General features: G+C 65.0%; 16 protein-coding genes. 15 read left to right on the forward strand and 1 reads right to left on the reverse strand.

What is annotated here, in order from left to right; all coding sequences use genetic code 11:
• Positions 1 to 320: 320 nt before the first annotated feature.
• The 5 genes from ACTRWB_RS16115 (at position 321) to ACTRWB_RS16135 (ending at position 5041) form a co-directional block, all read left to right on the forward strand.
• Positions 321 to 1016: a hypothetical protein gene (locus tag ACTRWB_RS16115; protein ID WP_446902757.1), complete on the forward strand. Its 696-nt coding sequence runs from the start codon at positions 321 to 323 to the stop codon at positions 1014 to 1016.
• Positions 955 to 1683 (forward strand): TetR/AcrR family transcriptional regulator, encoded by a 729-nt coding sequence (locus ACTRWB_RS16120; RefSeq protein ID WP_446902457.1) that lies wholly within the window; start codon positions 955 to 957, stop codon positions 1681 to 1683. The genes ACTRWB_RS16115 and ACTRWB_RS16120 overlap by 62 nt, the downstream gene beginning before the upstream one ends.
• Positions 1684 to 1743: 60 nt before the next feature.
• Complete coding sequence (locus ACTRWB_RS16125; protein ID WP_446902458.1) at positions 1744 to 3222, forward strand: flavin monoamine oxidase family protein; 1479 nt, start codon at positions 1744 to 1746, stop codon at positions 3220 to 3222.
• The gene (locus ACTRWB_RS16130; protein WP_446902459.1) at positions 3223 to 4098 is read left to right on the forward strand and encodes a c-type cytochrome; all 876 of its coding nucleotides are present in this window, start codon (positions 3223 to 3225) and stop codon (positions 4096 to 4098) included. It begins immediately after the preceding gene.
• 271 nt (positions 4099 to 4369) lie between these two features.
• Positions 4370 to 5041 carry a TetR/AcrR family transcriptional regulator gene (locus ACTRWB_RS16135; protein WP_446902758.1) on the forward strand — a complete coding sequence of 224 codons (672 nt, stop codon included), beginning with the start codon at positions 4370 to 4372 and terminating at the stop codon, positions 5039 to 5041.
• A gap of 125 nt (positions 5042 to 5166) precedes the next feature.
• Here ACTRWB_RS16135 and ACTRWB_RS16140 read toward each other — a convergent pair whose 3' ends face one another.
• Positions 5167 to 5952, reverse strand: coding sequence for a thioesterase family protein (locus tag ACTRWB_RS16140; protein WP_446902460.1), 786 nt, complete (start codon positions 5950 to 5952; stop codon positions 5167 to 5169).
• Positions 5953 to 6499: 547 nt separating this feature from the next.
• Here ACTRWB_RS16140 and ACTRWB_RS16145 point away from each other — a divergent pair.
• The 10 genes from ACTRWB_RS16145 to ACTRWB_RS16190 all read left to right on the forward strand — a co-directional run bounded on the left by ACTRWB_RS16145 (position 6500) and on the right by ACTRWB_RS16190 (position 19955).
• Positions 6500 to 7987, forward strand: a complete 1488-nt coding sequence (locus ACTRWB_RS16145) for a flavin monoamine oxidase family protein (protein WP_446902461.1) — start codon at positions 6500 to 6502, stop codon at positions 7985 to 7987.
• A gap of 10 nt (positions 7988 to 7997) precedes the next feature.
• The gene (locus ACTRWB_RS16150; RefSeq protein WP_446902462.1) at positions 7998 to 8654 is read left to right on the forward strand and encodes a c-type cytochrome; all 657 of its coding nucleotides are present in this window, start codon (positions 7998 to 8000) and stop codon (positions 8652 to 8654) included.
• Between the two features lie 34 nt (positions 8655 to 8688).
• The gene (locus tag ACTRWB_RS16155; protein ID WP_446902463.1) at positions 8689 to 9378 is read left to right on the forward strand and encodes a hypothetical protein; all 690 of its coding nucleotides are present in this window, start codon (positions 8689 to 8691) and stop codon (positions 9376 to 9378) included.
• Between the two features lie 566 nt (positions 9379 to 9944).
• On the forward strand, positions 9945 to 10778 hold the full coding sequence (locus ACTRWB_RS16160; RefSeq protein WP_446902464.1) for a phytanoyl-CoA dioxygenase family protein: 834 nt from the start codon (positions 9945 to 9947) through the stop codon (positions 10776 to 10778).
• An 18-nt stretch (positions 10779 to 10796) separates the two neighbouring features.
• Complete coding sequence (locus tag ACTRWB_RS16165) at positions 10797 to 11210, forward strand: RidA family protein (RefSeq protein WP_446902465.1); 414 nt, start codon at positions 10797 to 10799, stop codon at positions 11208 to 11210.
• A 268-nt stretch (positions 11211 to 11478) separates the two neighbouring features.
• Positions 11479 to 12843: a DUF1329 domain-containing protein gene (locus ACTRWB_RS16170; protein ID WP_446902466.1), complete on the forward strand. Its 1365-nt coding sequence runs from the start codon at positions 11479 to 11481 to the stop codon at positions 12841 to 12843.
• An 82-nt stretch (positions 12844 to 12925) separates the two neighbouring features.
• Complete coding sequence (locus tag ACTRWB_RS16175; RefSeq protein ID WP_446902467.1) at positions 12926 to 14767, forward strand: DUF1302 domain-containing protein; 1842 nt, start codon at positions 12926 to 12928, stop codon at positions 14765 to 14767.
• 63 nt (positions 14768 to 14830) lie between these two features.
• Positions 14831 to 17191 (forward strand): efflux RND transporter permease subunit, encoded by a 2361-nt coding sequence (locus ACTRWB_RS16180; protein WP_446902468.1) that lies wholly within the window; start codon positions 14831 to 14833, stop codon positions 17189 to 17191.
• 341 nt (positions 17192 to 17532) lie between these two features.
• A complete protein-coding gene (locus ACTRWB_RS16185) occupies positions 17533 to 18501 on the forward strand; it encodes a WD40/YVTN/BNR-like repeat-containing protein (RefSeq protein ID WP_446902469.1) in 969 nt (322 codons plus the stop codon).
• An 80-nt stretch (positions 18502 to 18581) separates the two neighbouring features.
• Positions 18582 to 19955 carry an NAD(P)/FAD-dependent oxidoreductase gene (locus tag ACTRWB_RS16190; protein ID WP_446902470.1) on the forward strand — a complete coding sequence of 458 codons (1374 nt, stop codon included), beginning with the start codon at positions 18582 to 18584 and terminating at the stop codon, positions 19953 to 19955.
• The last annotated feature ends 4 nt before the right edge of the window (positions 19956 to 19959 follow it).

Raw genomic sequence — 19959 nt, forward strand, 5'->3', positions numbered from 1 at the left:
GTTGGCTGGCTGCCGCCCCGATGATTTCAAGTAATCCAAGTGCTTTGGAGGCAGGGGAATACCCTGCTTTTTTGTGCGGCCATTTGTTAGGTATTATGACCTACGTTAGTCAACTATTTCTAGTTACGGGGATTCTGGTCCGCTTGATGCGACGGCAATCGATGGACGGGGCGGGAATCGGGGAACGGTGGTATGCGGTGTCGCTGCCGGTGCGAGCGGGAGACATGCGCACACAGATGGGCGTGCGCAATCGCGTCGGGCGAGCATTGATCCGGGAAACAAATGAAGCATCGAACCGAATCGGTACTGGAAGTTTCATGATGGATTTCAGATCTCCTGACATCTGGTTGTCCGTCGCCTTGCTGGCATGGGCGACAGGCACGTATGGCCTGAAATTTGTCCGCAAGCGCAACCCGCTGCTCGGAGTCGCATGGTGGGTCGTTACGGCATCCTCAATCAATGCGCTGATTTTCATGGCGACGGGCTGGTCGTGCTCGTCCGGCCTAGCGCATTTCCTGGACATGTTCACGAGAGGGTTCGGCATCCCGGTGATCGCGGCTGCCGGCATGATGGCCGTCACGCACGAATACAGGCCGATGGCCCAGCAGGTCGTGATGTTGTTCGGGATGGCCGTGGTGGGGACGATGGCGCTGATGACGCTCGAGTTCGTCGATGTCGTCCTGCCGTATTTCTATGTAGCGATGTGGACGGTGCTGGCGCTCTATCTGGTTTATTTCGTGGTGCGCCTGTTGCGCGCCGGGGAAGCGTTGCATGCGATGACGACGACGCTGGCGCTCGTGCTGTCGCTGATCGTCGCGTATGTCGACGACCTGTACAAGATGCCAGGCACTGCGCACGGCGCTGTATTCAGCTTTCCCGTGCTGGCCCTGCTGACGTGGTCATATTTCGCGGTCGCGATCTATTACGCGTATTGCGCGCTGGAGCGGAAGCGTCATGTGGAAACGCCAGGGGCTGCAGGCATGCTCCGGTGGCGTGAATTTACCTCATTCGAATAGGAATCCTGATATGAATGAGGATCTGAAAGAGTATGCGGAACCCGGCGCGGATCAGGCGGGACATGCGATGAAGACGACGCCTCGGCGCGGAAGGAAACGCGACGGCGAGTCGCGGGAGCGTTTGCTGCAAGCAGCACGCACGATTTTCGCCGAAAAGGGGTACGAGGCGGCGAGCATCGAAAGCATTGCCCTCGCGGCGGGTTATACGCGCGGTGCGTTCTATTCGAATTTCCGCGACAAGACGGTCGTGCTGCTCGAGTTACTGAGGCGCGATCACGAAGACGTCGAACGCGAACTGATGCGCATCGTCGAGGCTGGCAACGACCGCGAGGCGATGGAGCGTGCGATACACGCGTACTTCAGGCAACGCTATCGCCAGCCGGACGCCTGCGTCATGTGGATGGAAGCGGCACTCCTGTCCGTGCACGACCAGCCGTTTCGCGTTCAATTCGCTGCATTTCTGAACGCGCGGCGAGATCGTGGCTTGGCGTGCGCCGGTGCGCGGCTGCCTTTGCCGATCGAATTGCTGACGCTCGGCCTGACGGGGCTGGGCGACGACGTGTTGCCCGACGGCGCGAGCGGACGGTGGCACCTGACCGATGCATGGGTCGACGCGGCGGTGACGCGGGTGTTCGCGAGCAGCCCGTGCGACCAGACGATGGAATGACCGCGCGATTGCGGCGTACCGGTGGAAGGACAAACTGACGAGGACGGAAGAAACATAAAAATGAATCGCAAACCCAGGCCGGATGCCCAGACCCGGCGCAACATACTCCGCCTCGCAGCGGTGGGCGCGGCGTCGCTCGCGGCCGGTGAAGTGTCGCTCGCGCAAGCAGCCGGCGCAGTCACCGGGAACGACGGCGTGCTCGACGTCGCGATCATCGGCGCCGGGCTCGCGGGGTTGACCGCCGCGCGCGACCTGAAGCGCGCCGGATGTGAATCGTTCGTCGTGTTCGAGGCGCGCGATCGTGTCGGCGGGCGAACCTACAACCACGACCTCGGCGGCGGGAGAATTTCCGAGGCGGGAGGGCAGTGGTTCGGCCCCGGCCAGACGGCGATCGTCGATCTCGCGCGCGAGCTGAACGTCGATTCCTTCGATACGTACTACGCCGGCAAGACGGTGTATCTGGCGGACGGTGCGCGGGTGGCCCAGGACACGAAGGGGACGGTGGGCGGCAACGGCACGATCGCGGCCCGGCTCAACGCGATGGCGAAGAACGTACCTTCGGCGGCACCGTGGAAAGCGCCGAATGCGGCGGCGCTCGACAAACTGTCGCTGGGCGCGTGGCTCGCGCAGCAAGGCCTGACCAACGAGGAGAAATTCTCGTTCAGCCTGGCGGCCCGTTTGTCGCTCGGCACGGCGCCGGCGCAGCTCGGCTTGCTGCACTACCTGGCGACGATCAACAGCGCGAACAGCGACTACGACCAGCTCGAGTCGATCAAGGGGGGCGCACAGGAATCGCGTTTCGTCGGCGGTTCGCAGGTGCTGAGCATCAGGATGGCGAACGAACTGGGCGAACGGGTGAAGCTGTCTTGCCCGGTGCGCAAGATCTCCGGCTGGAATCGCGAGGTCGTCGAGCTCCATACCGACCAGGGTGTCGTACGTGCGCGCCGCGTGATCGTCGCGTTGAATCCGGCGCTGTGCAACCAGTTCGTGTTCGACCCGCCGCTGCCGGACGGCCGCGCGCAGTTGCAGCGCCTGTGGCCCGCCTACGCGCCGATGCGCAAGACGGTTCACGTCTACGACCGGCCGTTCTGGCGGGATGACGGGTGCAACGGGCAGGTCATCCCGGTCAACGGTCCGCTGTTGTGGGCCTATGACAACTCGCCGCCGGACGCCTCGATCGGCGTCATCAACGGCTTCATCGCACCGGGCGCGCTGGCGAGCGACGCGAAGGTGGCGGAACAAACGCTTTCCGCGATCTACGCGCAAGCGCTCGGCGACAAGGCGCTGCGCCCGACGCAATTCCACGATTACGACTGGGGCAAGGTGGACCCGTGGTCGCTGACCTGCATTCATCCGATTCCGCCCGGCTTCTGGACGAAGTGGGGCGAGCACCTGCACCCGCCGGCCGGGCGGCTGATCTGGTCCGGAACGGAGACGGCCGATATCTGGGCCGGCTCGATGGATGGCGCGGTGCGTTCGGGGCATCGCGCCGCACTGCAGGTTTTGGGTGCGCTCGCGCATCGGACGACGGAGGCTTGAGTGAAGCGAGCATGGATCATCGGTGTTGTCGTGGTCGCCGCCGTGTCGGCGGCAGGCGTACTGTTCGGGCGCGATCTGTACGGCTATTACCGCTTCGGGAAGGCGCTGGACGGCGAGGCCGACACGCTCAGGGCCGATGCCGGCCCGTGGCCTCAGCCGCAGGAGACGTGTTTTATCTGTCACGGCCCGCGCGGGCAATCCGGTAACGGCGGATATCCGGCGCTGTCCGGCCAGCCGGCGGCCTACATCGAAGCCCAGTTGCGCGCGTTCGCCAGCGACCGCCGGCCGGACCCGTACATGGGGCCGCTTGCGCGCGGCATGGACGAGAAACAGATGAAGCTGCTGGCCGAGTATTTCGCGCGACAGGCGCCGGTCCGGAACGAGAAGATCCGCGTCGACGCGGCGCTCGCCGCGCGCGGCATGTCGGTGGTGCAGACGAGGAGCTGCGTCGCGTGTCATGGCGCGGGCCTGACGGGCAACGAGCGCGCGCCTCGCCTCGCGGGGCAGGGCGAGGCCTATCTCGCGGACCAGCTCGTCGCGTTCCGGGCGGGCAAGCGGCATGACGAGACAGGCGCGATGAACGGGGTGGCCGCTGCATTGTCGGACGATGACATCCGGGTCGTCGCGCATTACCTGGCGGGTATCGCACCGACGCACGCCGCGGCCGCCACCGCATCGGTGGATCATGCGCCGCGCCTCGCGAATCACGGCGAAGCGGATCTGGTGAAGCAGATCACGGCCATCAAGGCCGGGAGTCGAGCCGATCCGGCCGGTGCGATGCATGCCGCTGTCGCCAGGTTGTCCGGCGACGACATCCGTGCCGTGGCGTACTACCTGGCCAACGTGTCTTCCGGGCGCGACGGCGGCGCCAGGTAACGCCGGGAGAGGCGATCCCGGCTGCTTGTGGCGACGGCGCTGTCGGACCCCAGCGCCGATGTGGAGCGGGCAGGCAAGGGGCGGCCCCGGCAGCCGCGACATGGCGCGCGATACACGCGCCGCGACGGACGGAGGCAGCGGCCGCGAGCCGCCGGCCGGCGGCGCCCCGGATGGAAATTGGTGTCGGCATCGGGTATAGTCGTTCGCGACCGGCGAAACGCCGGTCCTATCACATCAGGAGGGCGGGAACGCCCGGATCATGACGGAAGCGATGACAGTGCCTATTGAGCAACCGACCAGGAAACGGCGCACATCGAGTGCTGCACCCACCGGCGCGCAGCCTGAAGGCCTTCGGGCCCAGGGCGTTCGTACGCGCAAACTCATCGTGCGCGTGGCGAGGAAACTCCTGCTCGAGGGCGGTGCGCTGGAGTTTTCCCAGCGTGCGGTCGCGCAGCGCGCCGGCATCAGCGTCAGCAACCTCCAGTACTACTTTCCAACGCGGCTTGCCGTGCTTCGGGCGGTCATGGAGCCCGAGATCGAGGCCTACCTGAGCGCGCTGAAGCGTGCGCTCGAAAGCGGCGCGCCGCCGCGTGAAACGCTCGATGCATTGCTCGGCATGGCGCTCGAGAATGCGAAGGACGTTAAGGGCACGGCCCTGTGGGCCCACTTCGTTTCGTTCGCGTCGATCGATCCCGAATGCGCTCGGCTGATCGAGGAATGGTATGCGTCCTTGACGCAAGCCATTGCCGCGCTCGTCCGTGCGGTGAATCCGGGCGTCAAGGCGGCCGATGGCGAGCACGTCGCGATGCTGCTCGTCGCGATGGCCGACGGGCTGGCGCTCCAGTACACGATGGGACGGCAGACGGAGGGGCTCGATGCGAGGTTCCTGGCGTCGGCGTACAGCCTGGTGGAGGGCAAGGTGTCCGGCGGCAAGAGCCGATAGCGGTCGCAGCCTGACCAGGTGACACAGGAAGACAGGGCATGTCCCTGTCTTTTTTCTTTTGACGCCGCGCGTGATCCCGCGTGGCGGGCGCTGCGTTTGACGATGGTGACGCGCAGGGTGGGCATTCAGCTTGCCCGAGGCGTGTTGCCAAGCGTTCCGCGGAATTTCGCCAGCTGACGCGATTCCGCCACGAGCTGCCCGCCCGTATCCCGCAATTCACCATCGATGACCAACAGGCCATTGCGGACGTCCTTCGTCAGGAAGCGTGCGTGGATCGGCCCGGGGCCGGGCGTGGCCTTGAGGTGTACCGCATATTCGATCGTCGGCACCGATCCCCACTCGGCGCGATCGATGACGTTGAAGATCGGCGGCGGGAACGCATCGGCGAAGAGGGTCAGCGACGCGAGCGTCGGTATTGATTCGGTATCCAGAGAAATCCATCCCTCGATGGTCGCGGTGTGTTCCGGCCCGCCGTTCTGCAATGCACCAGGTGCGAGACGCAGGTCGAACTGTGAGATGAACGAGCGCATCGGATCGGGGGTCGCCAGCGTGTCGATGCTCACGCACGAGCGATAAGGCGTGGCCGGCAGCTGCGATCCCGCGCAGTGCGACGCCGTAGCGCCGGTTGTCCGGGAGAAGTCGGTGAACGTCGCCACGTAGAACGCCTTGAGTTCGCCTTCCTGTATCAGCGACAACGTCGCGCGCGACAGGCTTTTCGTCGATCCCAGTTCGACGATGCGGGCCGTTGCGGGGCCGGAAACGGGATGGCCGAGAAAACTCGCGTTGATCGACAGCAGGTCGGGGTGCGCGCTTCGCCCGGCGAGCGTCTCGGCGGCCAGCCTCGTGAGGTAGCCCCCGTTCGGATAGCCGAGGACGTTGAATCGCGACGAGATATCGACGGGTATTTCCACGCAGGCGCCTGACATTCCTGTTCCCATTAAGCCATGCCCCGTTGACGAGGCGGGGCATCGGATTGAGTGGTACGAGTGCCACGACGCGCAGGCGGGGCGCGACCGCATATGGGTTGCCGTGATCGAGCGCGGGAATGCCGTGCGGCGATGCCATTGCCGGCGGGTCGATGCGATTTCTCGCGTGGATTCGTGACCGCGAGCATAGCGGGCACGTGCACCGCACTGAAGTTTATTTTGTGAATCGGCCTGCATTCGTGCGATGAATGACCTGCTTCGCGCATCGTCGTCTGCCAGCGTTAGAAAGTTCTCCAGGGCAGGGTAATCCCCTGTCTTTTCTTTATTTTGGTTATATGTATCATGACCTACGTTTGTCACATATTCCTATAAATGGATTGCGTGGTTCGTCGACTTGCCTTGCGCCACGAGCGGGGCGGGGATGGCGGCCGCATTCCGATCGGTCTGGAACGACGTGCCGAACGGGCCGCCTATCGTTCGTCATCCTGATTGACGGCTCCCGAGCGACTTTCATTGCAGTAGCCAAGACAAAATGCCAAAGAAGTCTTTCCCCAATGGAGCAGCCGATTTGCATCGGAGGCAGTGGCTCAAGTATGCGGGCGCGTCAGCCGCCGCCGTGGGCACGCTTGCGATCGGCGCGCGGCAGGCGAGCGCCGGCGAAGGCGGCACGTCCGGCACGCCGGGCGACGTGCTCGACGTGGTCATCATCGGCGCGGGGCTGGCCGGACTGACGGCCGCGCGCGACTTGCGACAGGCCGGTTGCGAATCGTTCGCGGTGCTCGAGGCGCGCGACCGCGTCGGCGGCCGGACACTCAACTACAACGTGGAAGGCGGATTTGTCACCGAGGTCGGCGGCCAATGGATCGGGCCTGGCCAGACCGCCGTCGCCGATCTCGCCCGCGAACTGGAGGTCGGCACGTTCCCGAGTTACTACGAAGGCAAGACGGTCATCCTGGGCGGCGAAGGCCGCGCGACGGCCGACCTGAAAGGCACGTTCGGCACCGACGAAGCCATATCGTCGAAGCTCAGCAAGATGTCGCGGGACGTGCCGTCGGGCGCGCCGTGGACGTCGCCCCGGGCGGGCGAGCTGGACAAGCTGTCGGTGGCCGACTGGCTGGTGACGCAGGACATCAAGCCCGAGGACCGGATGGGTTGGGAGGGTTCGTGCACGCTGAGCGGCGGCGTTCCGCCGGTCAGGATGGGGCTGCTGCACTTCCTGTCGATGATCAATTCGGCATCCTGCGACTTCACGCAACTCGACTCCATCAAGCACAGCGCGCAGGAAACGCGCTTCATCGGCGGCTCACAAATCCTTTGCACGAAGATGGCCGGGCAACTGGGTGACACGGTGCGCCTGTCCACCCCGGTGCGCCGGATTTCCGGTTGGGATCGCGACATCGTCACGTTGCATACCGATCGTGGAGAGGTGCGTGCGCGCAAGGTCATCATGGCCATCCACCCGGCCCTCTGCAACCAGGTGAAGTTCGAGCCGGCGTTGCCCGAGAAGCGGGCGTCGCTGCAGCGTGCGTGGCCCGCTCACTCGCCGGCGCGCAAGACGGCGATGGTCTATCGCCGTCCGTTCTGGCGGGAGAAGGGGCTGAACGGCCATATCTTCCAGGTCGGCGGGCCGATCATCTGGGCGTTCGACAACTCCCCGCCCGGCGGCGAGATCGGGATCATCAATGCATTCGTCCGGAACGCGCTGTTGCCGACGGACCGGAAGGCCGCGCAACACATCCTCACGGACATCTATGCGCAGGCGTGGGGTGACGACGCGTTGTCACCCGTGTCGTATCACGACCACGACTGGAGCCGCGCCGACCCGTGGACGATCACGTGCGTGTCCGCGATTCCACCCGGTTTCTGGACTGCGCACGGCGAGGGACTGCATTTGCCGTGCGGCAACCTGATCTGGTCGGGGACCGAAACCGCGAACATCTGGGCGGGCTACATGGATGGCGCCGTGCGTTCGGGCCATCAGGGCGCTTTGCAGGCACTGAACGGCCTGCGCCGCGCATAGGAGAGCAATCATGAAAAAACGCATCTTGCTCGCCATTGCGGGGCTCGTCGCCGTATCGCTCGTCGTCTTCGGGCCGACGCTGCTGAATCTGTACCGCCTTCAACAGTTCGTGTCCGTGTCCGACGATGCGTACCGCGCCGACGGCGGGCCGTGGCCGCACCTGACCGACGCGTGCCTCGGCTGTCACGGCGTCAAGGGTACGTCGGTCGACCAGGGTTATCCGAGCCTGGCGGGGCAACCGGCGTCCTACGTGGCGGCCCAGCTTCACGACTTCGCGAGCGGCAAGCGCGCCAACCCGAACATGGCGCCGCTGGCGATGAGCCTGAGCGAGACCGAAATCAAGTCGCTGTCCGAGTACTACGCGCGGCAGCCGGCCCGCAGCAACCGCTACTTCGAAGCCGATCCGCAACTGGCGGCCCAAGGCAGGCAACTAGTCGAGAAGGGGGCGTGTGCCGCGTGTCACGGCGCCCGCCTGACAGGCCAGGCGCAGTTCCCGCGCTTGGCGGGCCAGGGGCACGACTATCTGCTGAAGCAACTGGAGGCGTTTGCCGCCGGCACGCGAACCGATGCGACCGGCACGATGCAGCGCGTCGCCGCCACGCTGTCGCCGAAAGACCGCGAGGCCGTCGCCCAGTACCTGGCGAGTGTGAATCCGGAGAAGGAATGATGAACCGTACGCAATCGGAATGGAGCATTTGATCATGGACAGCAGAACGCTCGTACTTTGCTTCGCCAGTGGCTTGCTGGCAACCACGACGGCCACTTACGGCTGGAAGTTTCTCAAGCGACGCAATTTCCTGCTCGGGATCGAGTGGCTCATCGTCACGGTCTCTTCGACCAATGCGCTGATCTACTTCGCGACTCACTTCGAGATTTCGGGGCTCGTGTCGCATATCCTGGACGCGTTTTCCCGGGGCTTCGGGATGCCGCTCGTCGCCGTCGCGGGCCTGATGGCCGTGACGCGCGGCTACCGGCCGTCGGGCCGTCAGGATGTCGTGCTGTTCGGGATCTCCATCGTCGGCACCATCGTGCTGGTGTCCGGCCTGATCGCGAAAGTGCAGCCGTATTTCTATGTCGCGACATGGGCATGGCTGACGATCTACCTCGCCGGTTTTGTGCGGAAATTGCTGGCGGCCGGCGAGCGGCTTCACGCGATGACGACGACCGTCGCGGCGGTGGCGTCGATGGCGATTGCGTGCATCTACGACTTCTATCCGATACCGGGAGACGAGCACAACGTCGTGCTCAACTTCTTTGTACTCGCGCTGGTGACGTGGTCGTACATGACGGTCGTGCTGTATTACGCCTATTGCGCGCTGGAGCGCGCGGGTCAGACGCATGACGCCAGCCGGTTCCGCTCGCCACGGAACGGGGATCGTCGCCTCGCGTAAGCGCGTGGCGACGCGCATCGGAGCATTCGCGTCGATCGAAGACACGCGCCGGAGACGGCTGTCGTGTCGTCGTGCCGCGCAGGGTCGAATCGCCTCCGTGACTCACCGCGGCCGATCGCGCGCGCGTGAGTAACGGTGTTCCGGAGCGCGGCTTGCGTGCATCGGCCGTCGCATATTCACCGGCCTTCGTCGGGTGGTGTCGACATCGATCCGTCGACGACCCGAGTGTCTCGTTGTCCGGCTAGTTCTGGATGGCGGGGTGTCGGCGCGGTGCTGACCGCGACGCGTGAAGGCCGTCGAACAATCGTCGCAGGAAAGAGGGGGCACTAGCCCTTCGCGTGCCCTTTCGCCGCGCCGCCGTGATCGGCTTCGCATGCCCGGCCGGGGATCGGCTGCCATGCGGGCATCCCGCTTTGTCCACGCGTTGAATCCGTACCGGGAATACCCTCTCTTTTTATTTTGTTCTAAATTTATCATCATTACCTAACATTGTTATCCCGTTCTATAGTCAAGACGGTACAGCGGACCCGCAAGCAAGGCGGGGGCGAACCAACAGGAGGTGACAAATGGACGATGTCAAGCGCAAGGCTTTCGCAGAAGACGGCGCGGTTCTGATCGAGGGTGTGTTGAACGAGGAACAACTGGCCCGATGCCGGCTCGCGTTCGACTGGGGTATTGAAAACCCGGGGCCGATGGCGTCGAGCCTGCTCGACGGTACCGAATTCCGGTCGCACGTCGACAACGCGAATCCGTATGCGAAGGAACGGCTCGACGAGCTGGTCGCCACGCTGCCGCTCGGTCGCCTGTTTGCCGACTTGTGGGGATCGGAGCACGCGTGGTTCTTCGCCGAGGAGCTGTTCCTGAAGCGAGGCGGAAAGGGCGCACGCTCGTTGTGGCATCAGGACACCTCGTACCTGCCGTGGGCAGGGATGCACTTCGGCAACGCGTGGATCAGTTTCGAGGCCGTTCCCAAGCGCAACGCGCTCGAGATCGTCCGGGGTTCGCATCGCGGCGTGCGTCACGACGGCACCACGTTCCAGAACGTCGACGATCCCACCGAGCCGCTGCATGGCGGTGGCGTCTGGCCGCGGATGCCGGACATCGAAGCCGAACGCTGCGCCGATCCGGGCAAGTACGACATCATCTCGTGGGCCACGAAGCCGGGCGACGTCCTGCTGCTTCATCCCGGCGTGCTGCACGGCGGCGGCGTGGTCGATCCGGCGTTTCCCGATCGCCACACGCTCGTGCTGCGCTTCTTCGGCGACGACGCCACGTTCAGCCCGCTGCCGGACAACAGCGCATCCGGCTTCACGCCGGCCGGCGTGCTGTTCGTGGACGAACTCGCGCCCTTGAAGGCGGGCGACCCGTTTCGCGCGCCGTGCTTCCGTCAACTCGTCTGAATCCGGAGGATTCCAGTCATGGCAACAACCAGCAAGCGGCAACCGATCATTCCACCCGGGTTCAAGGCGTGGTACGACACCTACCATTTCGCCCCGGCCACGCGTGTGGGCGACACGATCTGGGTTTCCGGCCAGGTCGGGATCGGCGCGGACATGCGGCCGGGCGACGGCGTGCAGGCGCAGGCGCGCATCGCGTTCGAATCGCTGAAGGCGATTCTGGTGGAGGCGGGCGCGAGTCTTGCCGACGTGGTGGAACTGACGACTTTTCATACGGATCTGCGCGCCGAGGTTGAAGCCTTCACAACCGTGAAGGACGAATACTTCCCGGATCGCTATCCGTCGTGGACGGCGGTCGGGGTGACGCAGCTCGCGTTGCCCGAGCTGTGTGTCGAAGTGCGGGCGGTGGCGGTGGCCGGTTCCGGCGCTGCCTGACGCGGACGCCCGGCCGTTGGCGCGGCCGGCGCGGCGTCGACGCAAGAGGGTGTTCGACGCCGCCGCATCCGGCAGAAGAATACCGAAAATACTTCGTATTACTTACAACATAGATCGCATCGGCCGGTGATGTCGAGCGTTTCGCGGTCGCGGAGATCGCGCGATGGCTTTCCATGAAGCGGCGCGCTAACCGCACGAGACGGATTGAACGCCTGTCGCCCGTCAACCGCACAACCGGTGAATGAAAGCCGAGTCTCGGAAGGAGAACATGATGAAGAAGCACACGATCGGAACCGTGTCCGCAATCGCGGCTGCGTTGTTGGTGATGGCCGGCAGTGCCGTGGCTGACGACCTTACCCCCGCAGGAGCCGAACGCGGCGCGAGCAAGGACGGCTCTATTCCGGCCTTCGCCGGTAAGCAGGAGCAGCAGTCGGGCTGGGAATACGGCAAGACGCGAGGCGATTTCTGGAAACACCGGAACGAGAAGCCGCTTTATTCGATCGATGCCGCGAACGTCGACAAGTACGCGAGCAATCTGTCGCCCGGCCAGATCGCATTGATCAAGCAGCGCAAGGGTTACCGGATGGATGTCTATCCGTCGCACCGCGAGTGCCAGCTGCCGGAAATTGCCGAGCAGAACGCGAAGGCCAACCTCACGGCCGCGAAGCTCGCGTCGGATGGAGAAACGCTCGAAGCGGGCATCTTGCCCGGCGTACTGTTTCCCCAGCCGAAAAACGGCGCCGAAGCGATCCTGAACTACGAGAACCGGTATCGGGGTGTCGGTATCGAATGGCCGCTGGTCGTCACGTCCATCTCGCCGCGTCCGGGCGGCGGCGAATGGATCGACGGGATCGGCCCGCAGGTCTTCTATTTCCCGGCGGGTAAATCGGGCAAGAGCGGGCCGAAGGATGTCGACCAGCTCAGCCTGGCCGCCTATTTCTCGGCCACTTCGCCGGCCGCGCTGGCCGGGCAGGCATTCGTGCAGCGCCAGTATTTCAACAAAGACTCGGAAACCTACTACTACTTTCCGGGCCAGCGCCGCGTGAGACGCATGCCGGCCTATACGCATGACGCGCCGCTGATCGGCTTCGAGAACCAGTACCTGATCGACGAAGCCAACATGTTCAACGGCTCGATCGACCGGTTCAACTGGAAGCTCGTCGGCAAGCGCGACTTGCTCGTTCCGTACAACGCATTCGGCATGTACAAGTTCAAGAGCAAGCTGCACGACGTCGTGACCCCGGACGGCATCGCATCGGCGAACCGCCGCTACGAGATGCATCGCGTATGGGTCGTCGAGGCGACGGTCAAGCCGAGCGCGCGCCACGTCGCGTCGAAGAAGGTGTTCTACCTCGACGAGGACAGCTGGCTCGCACTCGTCGGCGAGGACTACGACGCGCAGGGCAAGCTGTGGAAGGTGCGCGAGAGCTACCCGATTCCGGTATGGGAGCTGGGCGGTGCCTGTGACAACGAGCCGATGGCGCAGTACGACGTGCTGAGCGGGCGTTACGTATTCGATTCGTCGACGATCGGCCAGGGCAAGGATATCCGCTGGTATCAGGAGATCAACGATCCGCGCTTCAAGTCCGATTTCTACTCGGCGGAATCGCTGAGATCGGTCAGCGAACGCTGATTGCGGTAATAAAAAAACAAAACAGGCCCGACGTGCGCACTCGCGCCGTCGGCATCCGGTCTGGAGATGGGTGGGTGGTGCGATGAAAGCAAGCAATATCGTCAAGAGTACTACGGTGTCGATTGCAATGCTGGGCGCGGCAACGTCGACTGCGTACGGGTACGAGTTCACGCTCGGGGACGGAGCCGTCCAGGGGTCGTGGGTGAGCAATCTCACGGCGGGCGGCGGGATCCGGACCAAGAGTCCGAGCTGCTCGCTGACCGGCGATCCGAACGCATACGGATGTGGCGCGGCCGCCAATACGAACCAGTGGGGTTACGGCGACAACGGTGACCTGAACTACCGCAAGGGGCAGCCGTTCAGCACGTACGTGAGCGCGACCAGCGAGCTGCTGCTGAAGATGCCGAGCGAAGGGCTCAAGTTCATGGTGCGCGGCACGGGCATGTACGACTTCCTCGCCGGGAGAACGGCCAGAACGCCGCTGTCGAGCACGGCTGCCGCGCAGGTGGTGTACAACACGCAACTCCTCGATCTGTGGGCGCAGAAGGATTTCACGATCGGCGGGCGCAACGCACACGTCCGGCTCGGCAACCAGGTGATCAACTGGGGCGAGAGCATCTACGCGCAGAGCGGCATCAACGCGACCAACTCGATCGATGTGCAGAAGCTGCTGATCCCGGGTTCGCAACTCAAGCAGGCGCTGCTGCCGGCGCCGATGCTGAGCCTCGCAGCCGATCTTTCCCACGGCTTCAGCACCGAAGCGTATTACCAGTTCCAGTGGAACGGCAACCGCATCCCGCCGGTCGGTTCGTACTGGTCGCTGGCGAACGTCATCGGCCGCGGCGCCGAACCGTTCACGATCAACGCCAACAACCCCAACGTCGCGGGCCCGGGCGTCGGCACGATCGCCAATGCGATCGGCGGCGGGGCTGCGGCGGGCAACCAGGATACGCTGAACGCGATCAAGAACGGGCTCGTCAACGGGGCTTTCGCGGGGCCGCCGTTCAATGACCTCGGCATCCCGGTCTCCACGCAGTTGCCGGCGAAGTACCGGCCGCAGTTCGGCGTGAAGTTCAATTACTCGCCGCGCTCGTTCGATGCGAACTTCGCGTTCTACTACATGAACTACACGGACAAGTCGCCGGTGCTGTCGACGCTGGCCAACGGCACCGCGCAATGGTCGTATCTCCAGAACCGGCAACTGTTCGGCGCGAGCGCGAACTTCGGGGTCGGCCCGTGGGCCATCGGTACGGAGCTGTCGTATCGGCCGCGCGATGCGGTCGCGCTGTCGAGCTGCTACGGCGCGGGCGGCCCGACCGACCTGATCACGAACGGTGTACAGGGTGTCAACTGCCAGCAGTGGGCCGACAAGAAGAAGTTCCAGCTGGATGTCAACGGGCTCCTCGCGCTGACGCGCAGCGAGTACCCGTTCCTGAAGCTGATTGCCGCGGATTCCGCCGCTTTGACCTGGGAACTCACGTGGATCTACTACCCGGGCCTCGGTTCGGACGTGACGCGCACGGTGGACGGGCAGCCGGTCACGCAGGTGCCGGCCACCGGCTATTTCCCGTGGCTGAACAACAACTCGGGGCTCGGCTATCCGATCGCGCAAGGGCAGGGCACGTCAAGTTCGGTGGGCGCGACGGTCGACTTCAACTGGACTTACGACGGCTCGCTGATTCCCGGCTGGCAGGTGACGCCGGGCGTGACGTTCAGCACCGGCCTCTACGGGTACACGCCGACCTTCACCGCGAACTACATGCAGGGTGCGAAGTCGGTGAACGTCTACGTGCTGTTCAACCAGAATCCGCCGACGTGGCAGGCGGGCATCAACTTCGCGGCGTTCTTCGGTGGCCATCAGTCGGTGGGGAACCCGTATTCGGACCGCAATTTCGTCGGTGTGTTTGCTACCCGGAACTTCTGACGGGTGCAAGCGGAAGCGAGCGCGCGTGTCGGGCCGCGCCGGAAAACATGAAGGGGTCATGCAGTGCTTAATCGTCTGGTCAGCCGCCTTGAAAGGCTTTTCTTCGGTCATCGCGCGATCGTGCTCGCGGCGATCGGCCTGTTCACCGTCGTGATGGCCGTGTTCGCGATGCAACTGCGCATGGACGCCGGCTTCGAGAAGCAGATGCCGATCGGGCACGAGTACATCCGCACGTTCCAGCAGTACCGGAACGACCTGCTCGGCGCGAACCGGATCACCGTCGTCGTGCGCGCGAAGCACGGCTCGATCTGGACGCCGGACGGCCTGACACGGCTGTACAAGGTCACGCAGGCGGTGACCTACCTGCCGAACGTCGACCGGATCGGCGTGCGCTCGCTGTGGACGTCGAACGCGTTCGTCAATGAAATTACCGATGAAGGGTTTCGGGCGGAGCCGATCATTTCCGGCACGATCACGCCGGATCAACTGACGCCAGAAATCGTCGAGAAGATCCGTCGAGCGACGACGCTGGGTGGCTATGTCGGCACGCTCGTGTCGCACGGCGAAGATAGCGCGATGATCACGGCCGAACTGAACGAACGCGACAGTGCGGGCAAGGTGCTCGACTACGTCGCCTTCAACCATTTGCTGGAACAGAAGATCCGCCAGCCCTTCGAGGATGCCGGCTACGAGGTGCAGATCATCGGCTTCGCGAAGCAGATCGGCGACATCGCCGACGGCGCGAAGGCCGTGCTTGGCTTCTGCGCGATTGCGCTGCTGCTGACCGCGCTCGCGGTGTACTGGTATTGCCATTCGTTGCGCTTCACGGTGCTACTGATCGCGTGCTCGCTGACCTCGCTGGTCTGGCAGTTCGGCACGCTGAAGCTGCTGGGTTTCGGCCTCGACCCGCTCGCGGTGCTGGTGCCGTTCCTGGTGTTCGCGATCGGTGTTTCGCACGGTGTGCAGCAGGTGAACTTCATCGTCCGCGAGATTTCGCACGGGCACAGTTCGTACGAGGCGGCGCGCCGCAGCTTCAGCGGGCTGCTGATTCCGGGCGTGCTGGCGCTGATTACCGCGTTCGTGTCGTTCATCACGCTGCTGCTGATCCCGATCCCGATGGTGCGTGAACTGGCGATCACCGCGTCGCTCGGCGTGGCATACAAGATCGTGACGAACCTGATCCTGCTGCCGGTGGCCGCGTCCTGCTTCAACTTCACGAAGCGCTACGCGGACAGCGCGCTCAAGCGCGGCGAGCGGCGCTCGGCATGGTTGCGGCCGCTTGCGCGCGTCGCGCAGCCGAAGTATGCGGGGGCGACGGTCGCACTGACGCTGGTCGTGTTCGCGCTGGCCGCGTGGCAAAGCCGCGATCGCGTGATCGGCACGCTGCAGCCGGGCGCGCCGGAACTGCGCGCGGATGCACGCTTCAATCGCGACGCGACGGCCATCGCCGGCAACTACGACATGGGCCTCGACTGGCTGACGGTTGCGATCGAGTCGGCCGGCAAGGGCTGCGACAACCCGGCGGTCGGACTGTACGAGGACGATTTCGCGGCGGCCATGCGCACCGAGCCGGGCGTGGTGTCCGTGCAATCGTACTCGGGCATGCTGCGCGCCTACAACCAGGGCTACAACGAAGACTATCCGAAGATGAACGTGGTGCCGATCGACCCGGAGAACTATGGGGCGGTATCGGTCGACGTCGGGCGCGTGAAAGGCTTCATGAAGGCCGACTGCACGATGTCGGCCGTGCACCTGTTCCTGACCGACCACAAGGCGACCACGATCAACCGCATCCTCGACGACGTGAAGCAGTACCGCGCGTCGCATCCGTTCCCGGGCGTCGCCGTGCGGCTCGCGGCCGGCAACGCGGGCGTGCTGGCGGCGACCAACGAGGAAGTCGCGGGCAGCGAGCTGCCGATGATGCTGTACGTGTACGGCGCGATCCTGATCCTCGTGTTCCTCGCGTACCGCGACTGGCGCGCGATGATCGCCTGCTGCGCGCCGCTGTCGGTCGCGACCTTCATCGGCTACTGGTTCATGAAGGAGCTGCAGATCGGTCTGACGGTGGCGACGCTGCCGGTGATGGTGCTCGCGGTGGGGATCGGCGTCGATTACGCGTTCTATATCTACAACCGGCTGCAGGTGCATCTCGCCGGCGGCCAGCACATCGTGAAGGCCGTGCAGCACGCGATGCTCGAGGTGGGCGTCGCGACGATCTTCACGGCGATCACGCTGGCGATCGGCGTCGCCACGTGGAGCTTCTCCGCGCTCAAGTTCCAGGCCGACATGGGCAAGCTGCTCGCATTCATGTTCATCGTGAACCTGGTGATGGCGATGACCGCGTTGCCCGCGCTCGCGTCGCTGCTGGAACGCTGGTTCCCGCGCCGCAAGCCGGCCCGCGCGCCGGGTTTGTTCAGTCACTGAAGCTCGTGAACCTGCTGATGGAGATTCGATCTTGGTCAAGACGCTAACTGCTTGCGCCGCAATGTGCATCGCGGCGGGTGTCCTCCCGCGATTTCATGAAACAGGCGCGGGGCGGACCGCGCCGGCTCATGCGTTCGCGACGGACACGGCGCGCACCGGTGTACGCCACGCCGCAACCGGCGAAACAGGTGTCGCCGCGTCGTCGAACGACGGCTGGGTCGAGAGACGGGCGGCGGCCGCGCAGGGCGGCGGCAAGCCGCCGGCCGTTATGCTCGGCGAAGCGAATGCCGGCTGGTCGGCGCTATTCAACCACTGATGCTCGCACACTACTGAGATTCACCATGATCAAGACGCTCATTGCCTGTATCGCGCTCTGCGCGGCCGCGACGGCCTCCGCACAACCGCAGGACGGAACCGTTGCGGCCTGGGCCGCGAAGCCCGCGCACGCGTGGGCCGCGCCGACGCACATGATGCTGATGGACGCGGCGCGCGCCGGGTCGCGGATCGTCGCGGTCGGCGAGCACGGCATCGTGCTGCTGTCCGACGACGACGGCAAGACCTGGCGTCAGGCACGACGCGTGCCGGTGTCGGCGACGCTGTCGGCAGCGTCGTTCGCGGATGCGAAGCACGGCTGGGCCGTCGGCCAGTGGGGCGCGATTCTCGCGACCGACGACGGCGGCGAGACCTGGACGACGCAGCGCATCGACACGTCGGTCGACCAGCCGCTGTTCTCCGTGCTGTTCACGACGCCGCAGGACGGGCTCGCGGTCGGCCTGTGGTCGCTGATGCTGCAAACCCATGATGGCGGCAAGACCTGGACCCGGGTGACGCTGCCGAAGCCGCCGGGCGGCGGCAAGGCCGACCGCAACCTGTATCACGCGTTCGGCGATCGTCACGGCGCGCTTTACATCTCGGCCGAACAGGGCACGGTGCTGAAGTCGACTGACCGTGGTGCGAACTGGAGCTACCTGCAGACGGGCGGCAAGGGTTCGCTCTGGACGGGCGTGGCGCTGCCGGACGGTCGCGTGGTGGTGGGTGGCCTGCTCGGCAGCCTGTACCAGAGCGGCGACGGTGGCGCGAGCTGGACGGCCGTCGACAGTCGCACGCGGAGTTCGATCACCGGTCTGGTGGCGGCAGGCGACGGCCTGATCGGCGTCGGGCTCGATGGCCTGGTATTGAAGCAGCGTGCGGGGGCGGCAACGGTCGAGGTCGCGCAGCGCCCGGATCGTGCGACGCTGACTGCCGCGCTGCCCGATAAGGGCGGCACGCCGATCCTTTTCTCGCAGGACGGCGTGTTGACGTCGCCCTGATTGCATCCCGAATGACACGGGATTCCCGTTGGTGGCACGGAGTGACGGAGGCACACATGAGCGATTCGCAGTACCAATTTATGAAAGAATCGACTGGCAATGCCATGCGGTTCGATACGGCGCAGGAAGACCGTGCGTTGCGAGCATACCGACCCATCGGCGGATGGATCGAGCGGCCGGCTGACATGCAGCCACAGCTCGAAGGCGACGTTCGCGCGGATGTGGTCGTCGTCGGCGGCGGCTTCGCGGGTCTGTCCACCGCGCTCGAACTGACCGCGCGCGGCGCCAGCGTCGTCGTGATCGAACGAGAGTTCGCGGGCTTCGGCGCGAGCGGCCGCAATGCCGGCTATCTCGCGGGCGGGCAGGGGCTTGAGTACGAACTGTTCGTGAAGCGCGTGGGGCGCGATCAGGCGAAGCAGATCGTCGGCTTCTACGACGAAGGCGTTGCCTACGTCGAGCGCAAGCTCGTCGAGTACGGGATCGACTGCGACTTTCGCGCGACAGGGATCATTCGCGCGGGCGTGCATCCGTCGCAGGAGAAGCGCCTGCGCGAGAACATGGAGATGGGCATTGCGCTCGGTTCTCCTGCCCGGTTTCTCGATGGCGCGGCGCTGCGGGCGCGCGGCATTCCGCCGGCGTTCCTGTTCGGTTGCCACCTGCCCGGCGGCGGCACGCTCGATCCCGGCAAGTATGTGACGGGCTTGCGGCGCGCCGCGCTCGCGGCAGGCGTGAGGCTCTACGAGAACACCGCGCTGTTCGACTTCGACGCGGGCAAGACCGTACGGGCCCGGACGGCGCGCGGCAGCGCAAGCGCGCCGGTCATGGTGCTCGCCACCAATGCGTATACGCCGCAACTCGGCTTGCTGGGCAACAAGGTGATGCCGTTGCGCGTGTCGGCGCTCGAAACCGAACCGCTGTCCGATGCGCAATTGGCGATACTCGGCTGGCCGAATCGCGAGGGAATCGTGACGCCGCACATGACGATGGAGAGCCACCGGCTCACCGCGCGGAATGCGCTGTTGGTGACGACCAAGCGGCTGGATTACGTCTATGGCTCGCGGACGCCGAACGTACCGGACGACGCGGCCTATCGTGCGCTGCTGGCGACGCTTCACGCGCGTTTCCCGCAACTGGGCAACCTGCCGGTGCGTGCATGCTGGAGCGGCTATATCTCGGTTGCCAGCGATGCGCTGCCGGTGGTCGGCGCGACCGGCATGCATCACAACGTTTTCTACACGGCCGGATGCTCGGGGCACGGCGTCGGCACGCAGTCACTGATCGGGCAGGTGCTGGCCGACCGGATCCATGGCACGGAGTCGCCGCTGCTCAACGCGCTCACGCACCGCACGCCCTCGATGCCGCCGGAGCCGCTGCGCTGGTGCGCGATCAAGGCAGTGCTGGGCATCGCGAACCTGCTCGACGAACGCGTGAACCGCCATGCGGATCGCGGATAGCGCC

This window comes from Burkholderia sp. YIM B11467 (assembly GCF_052952715.1).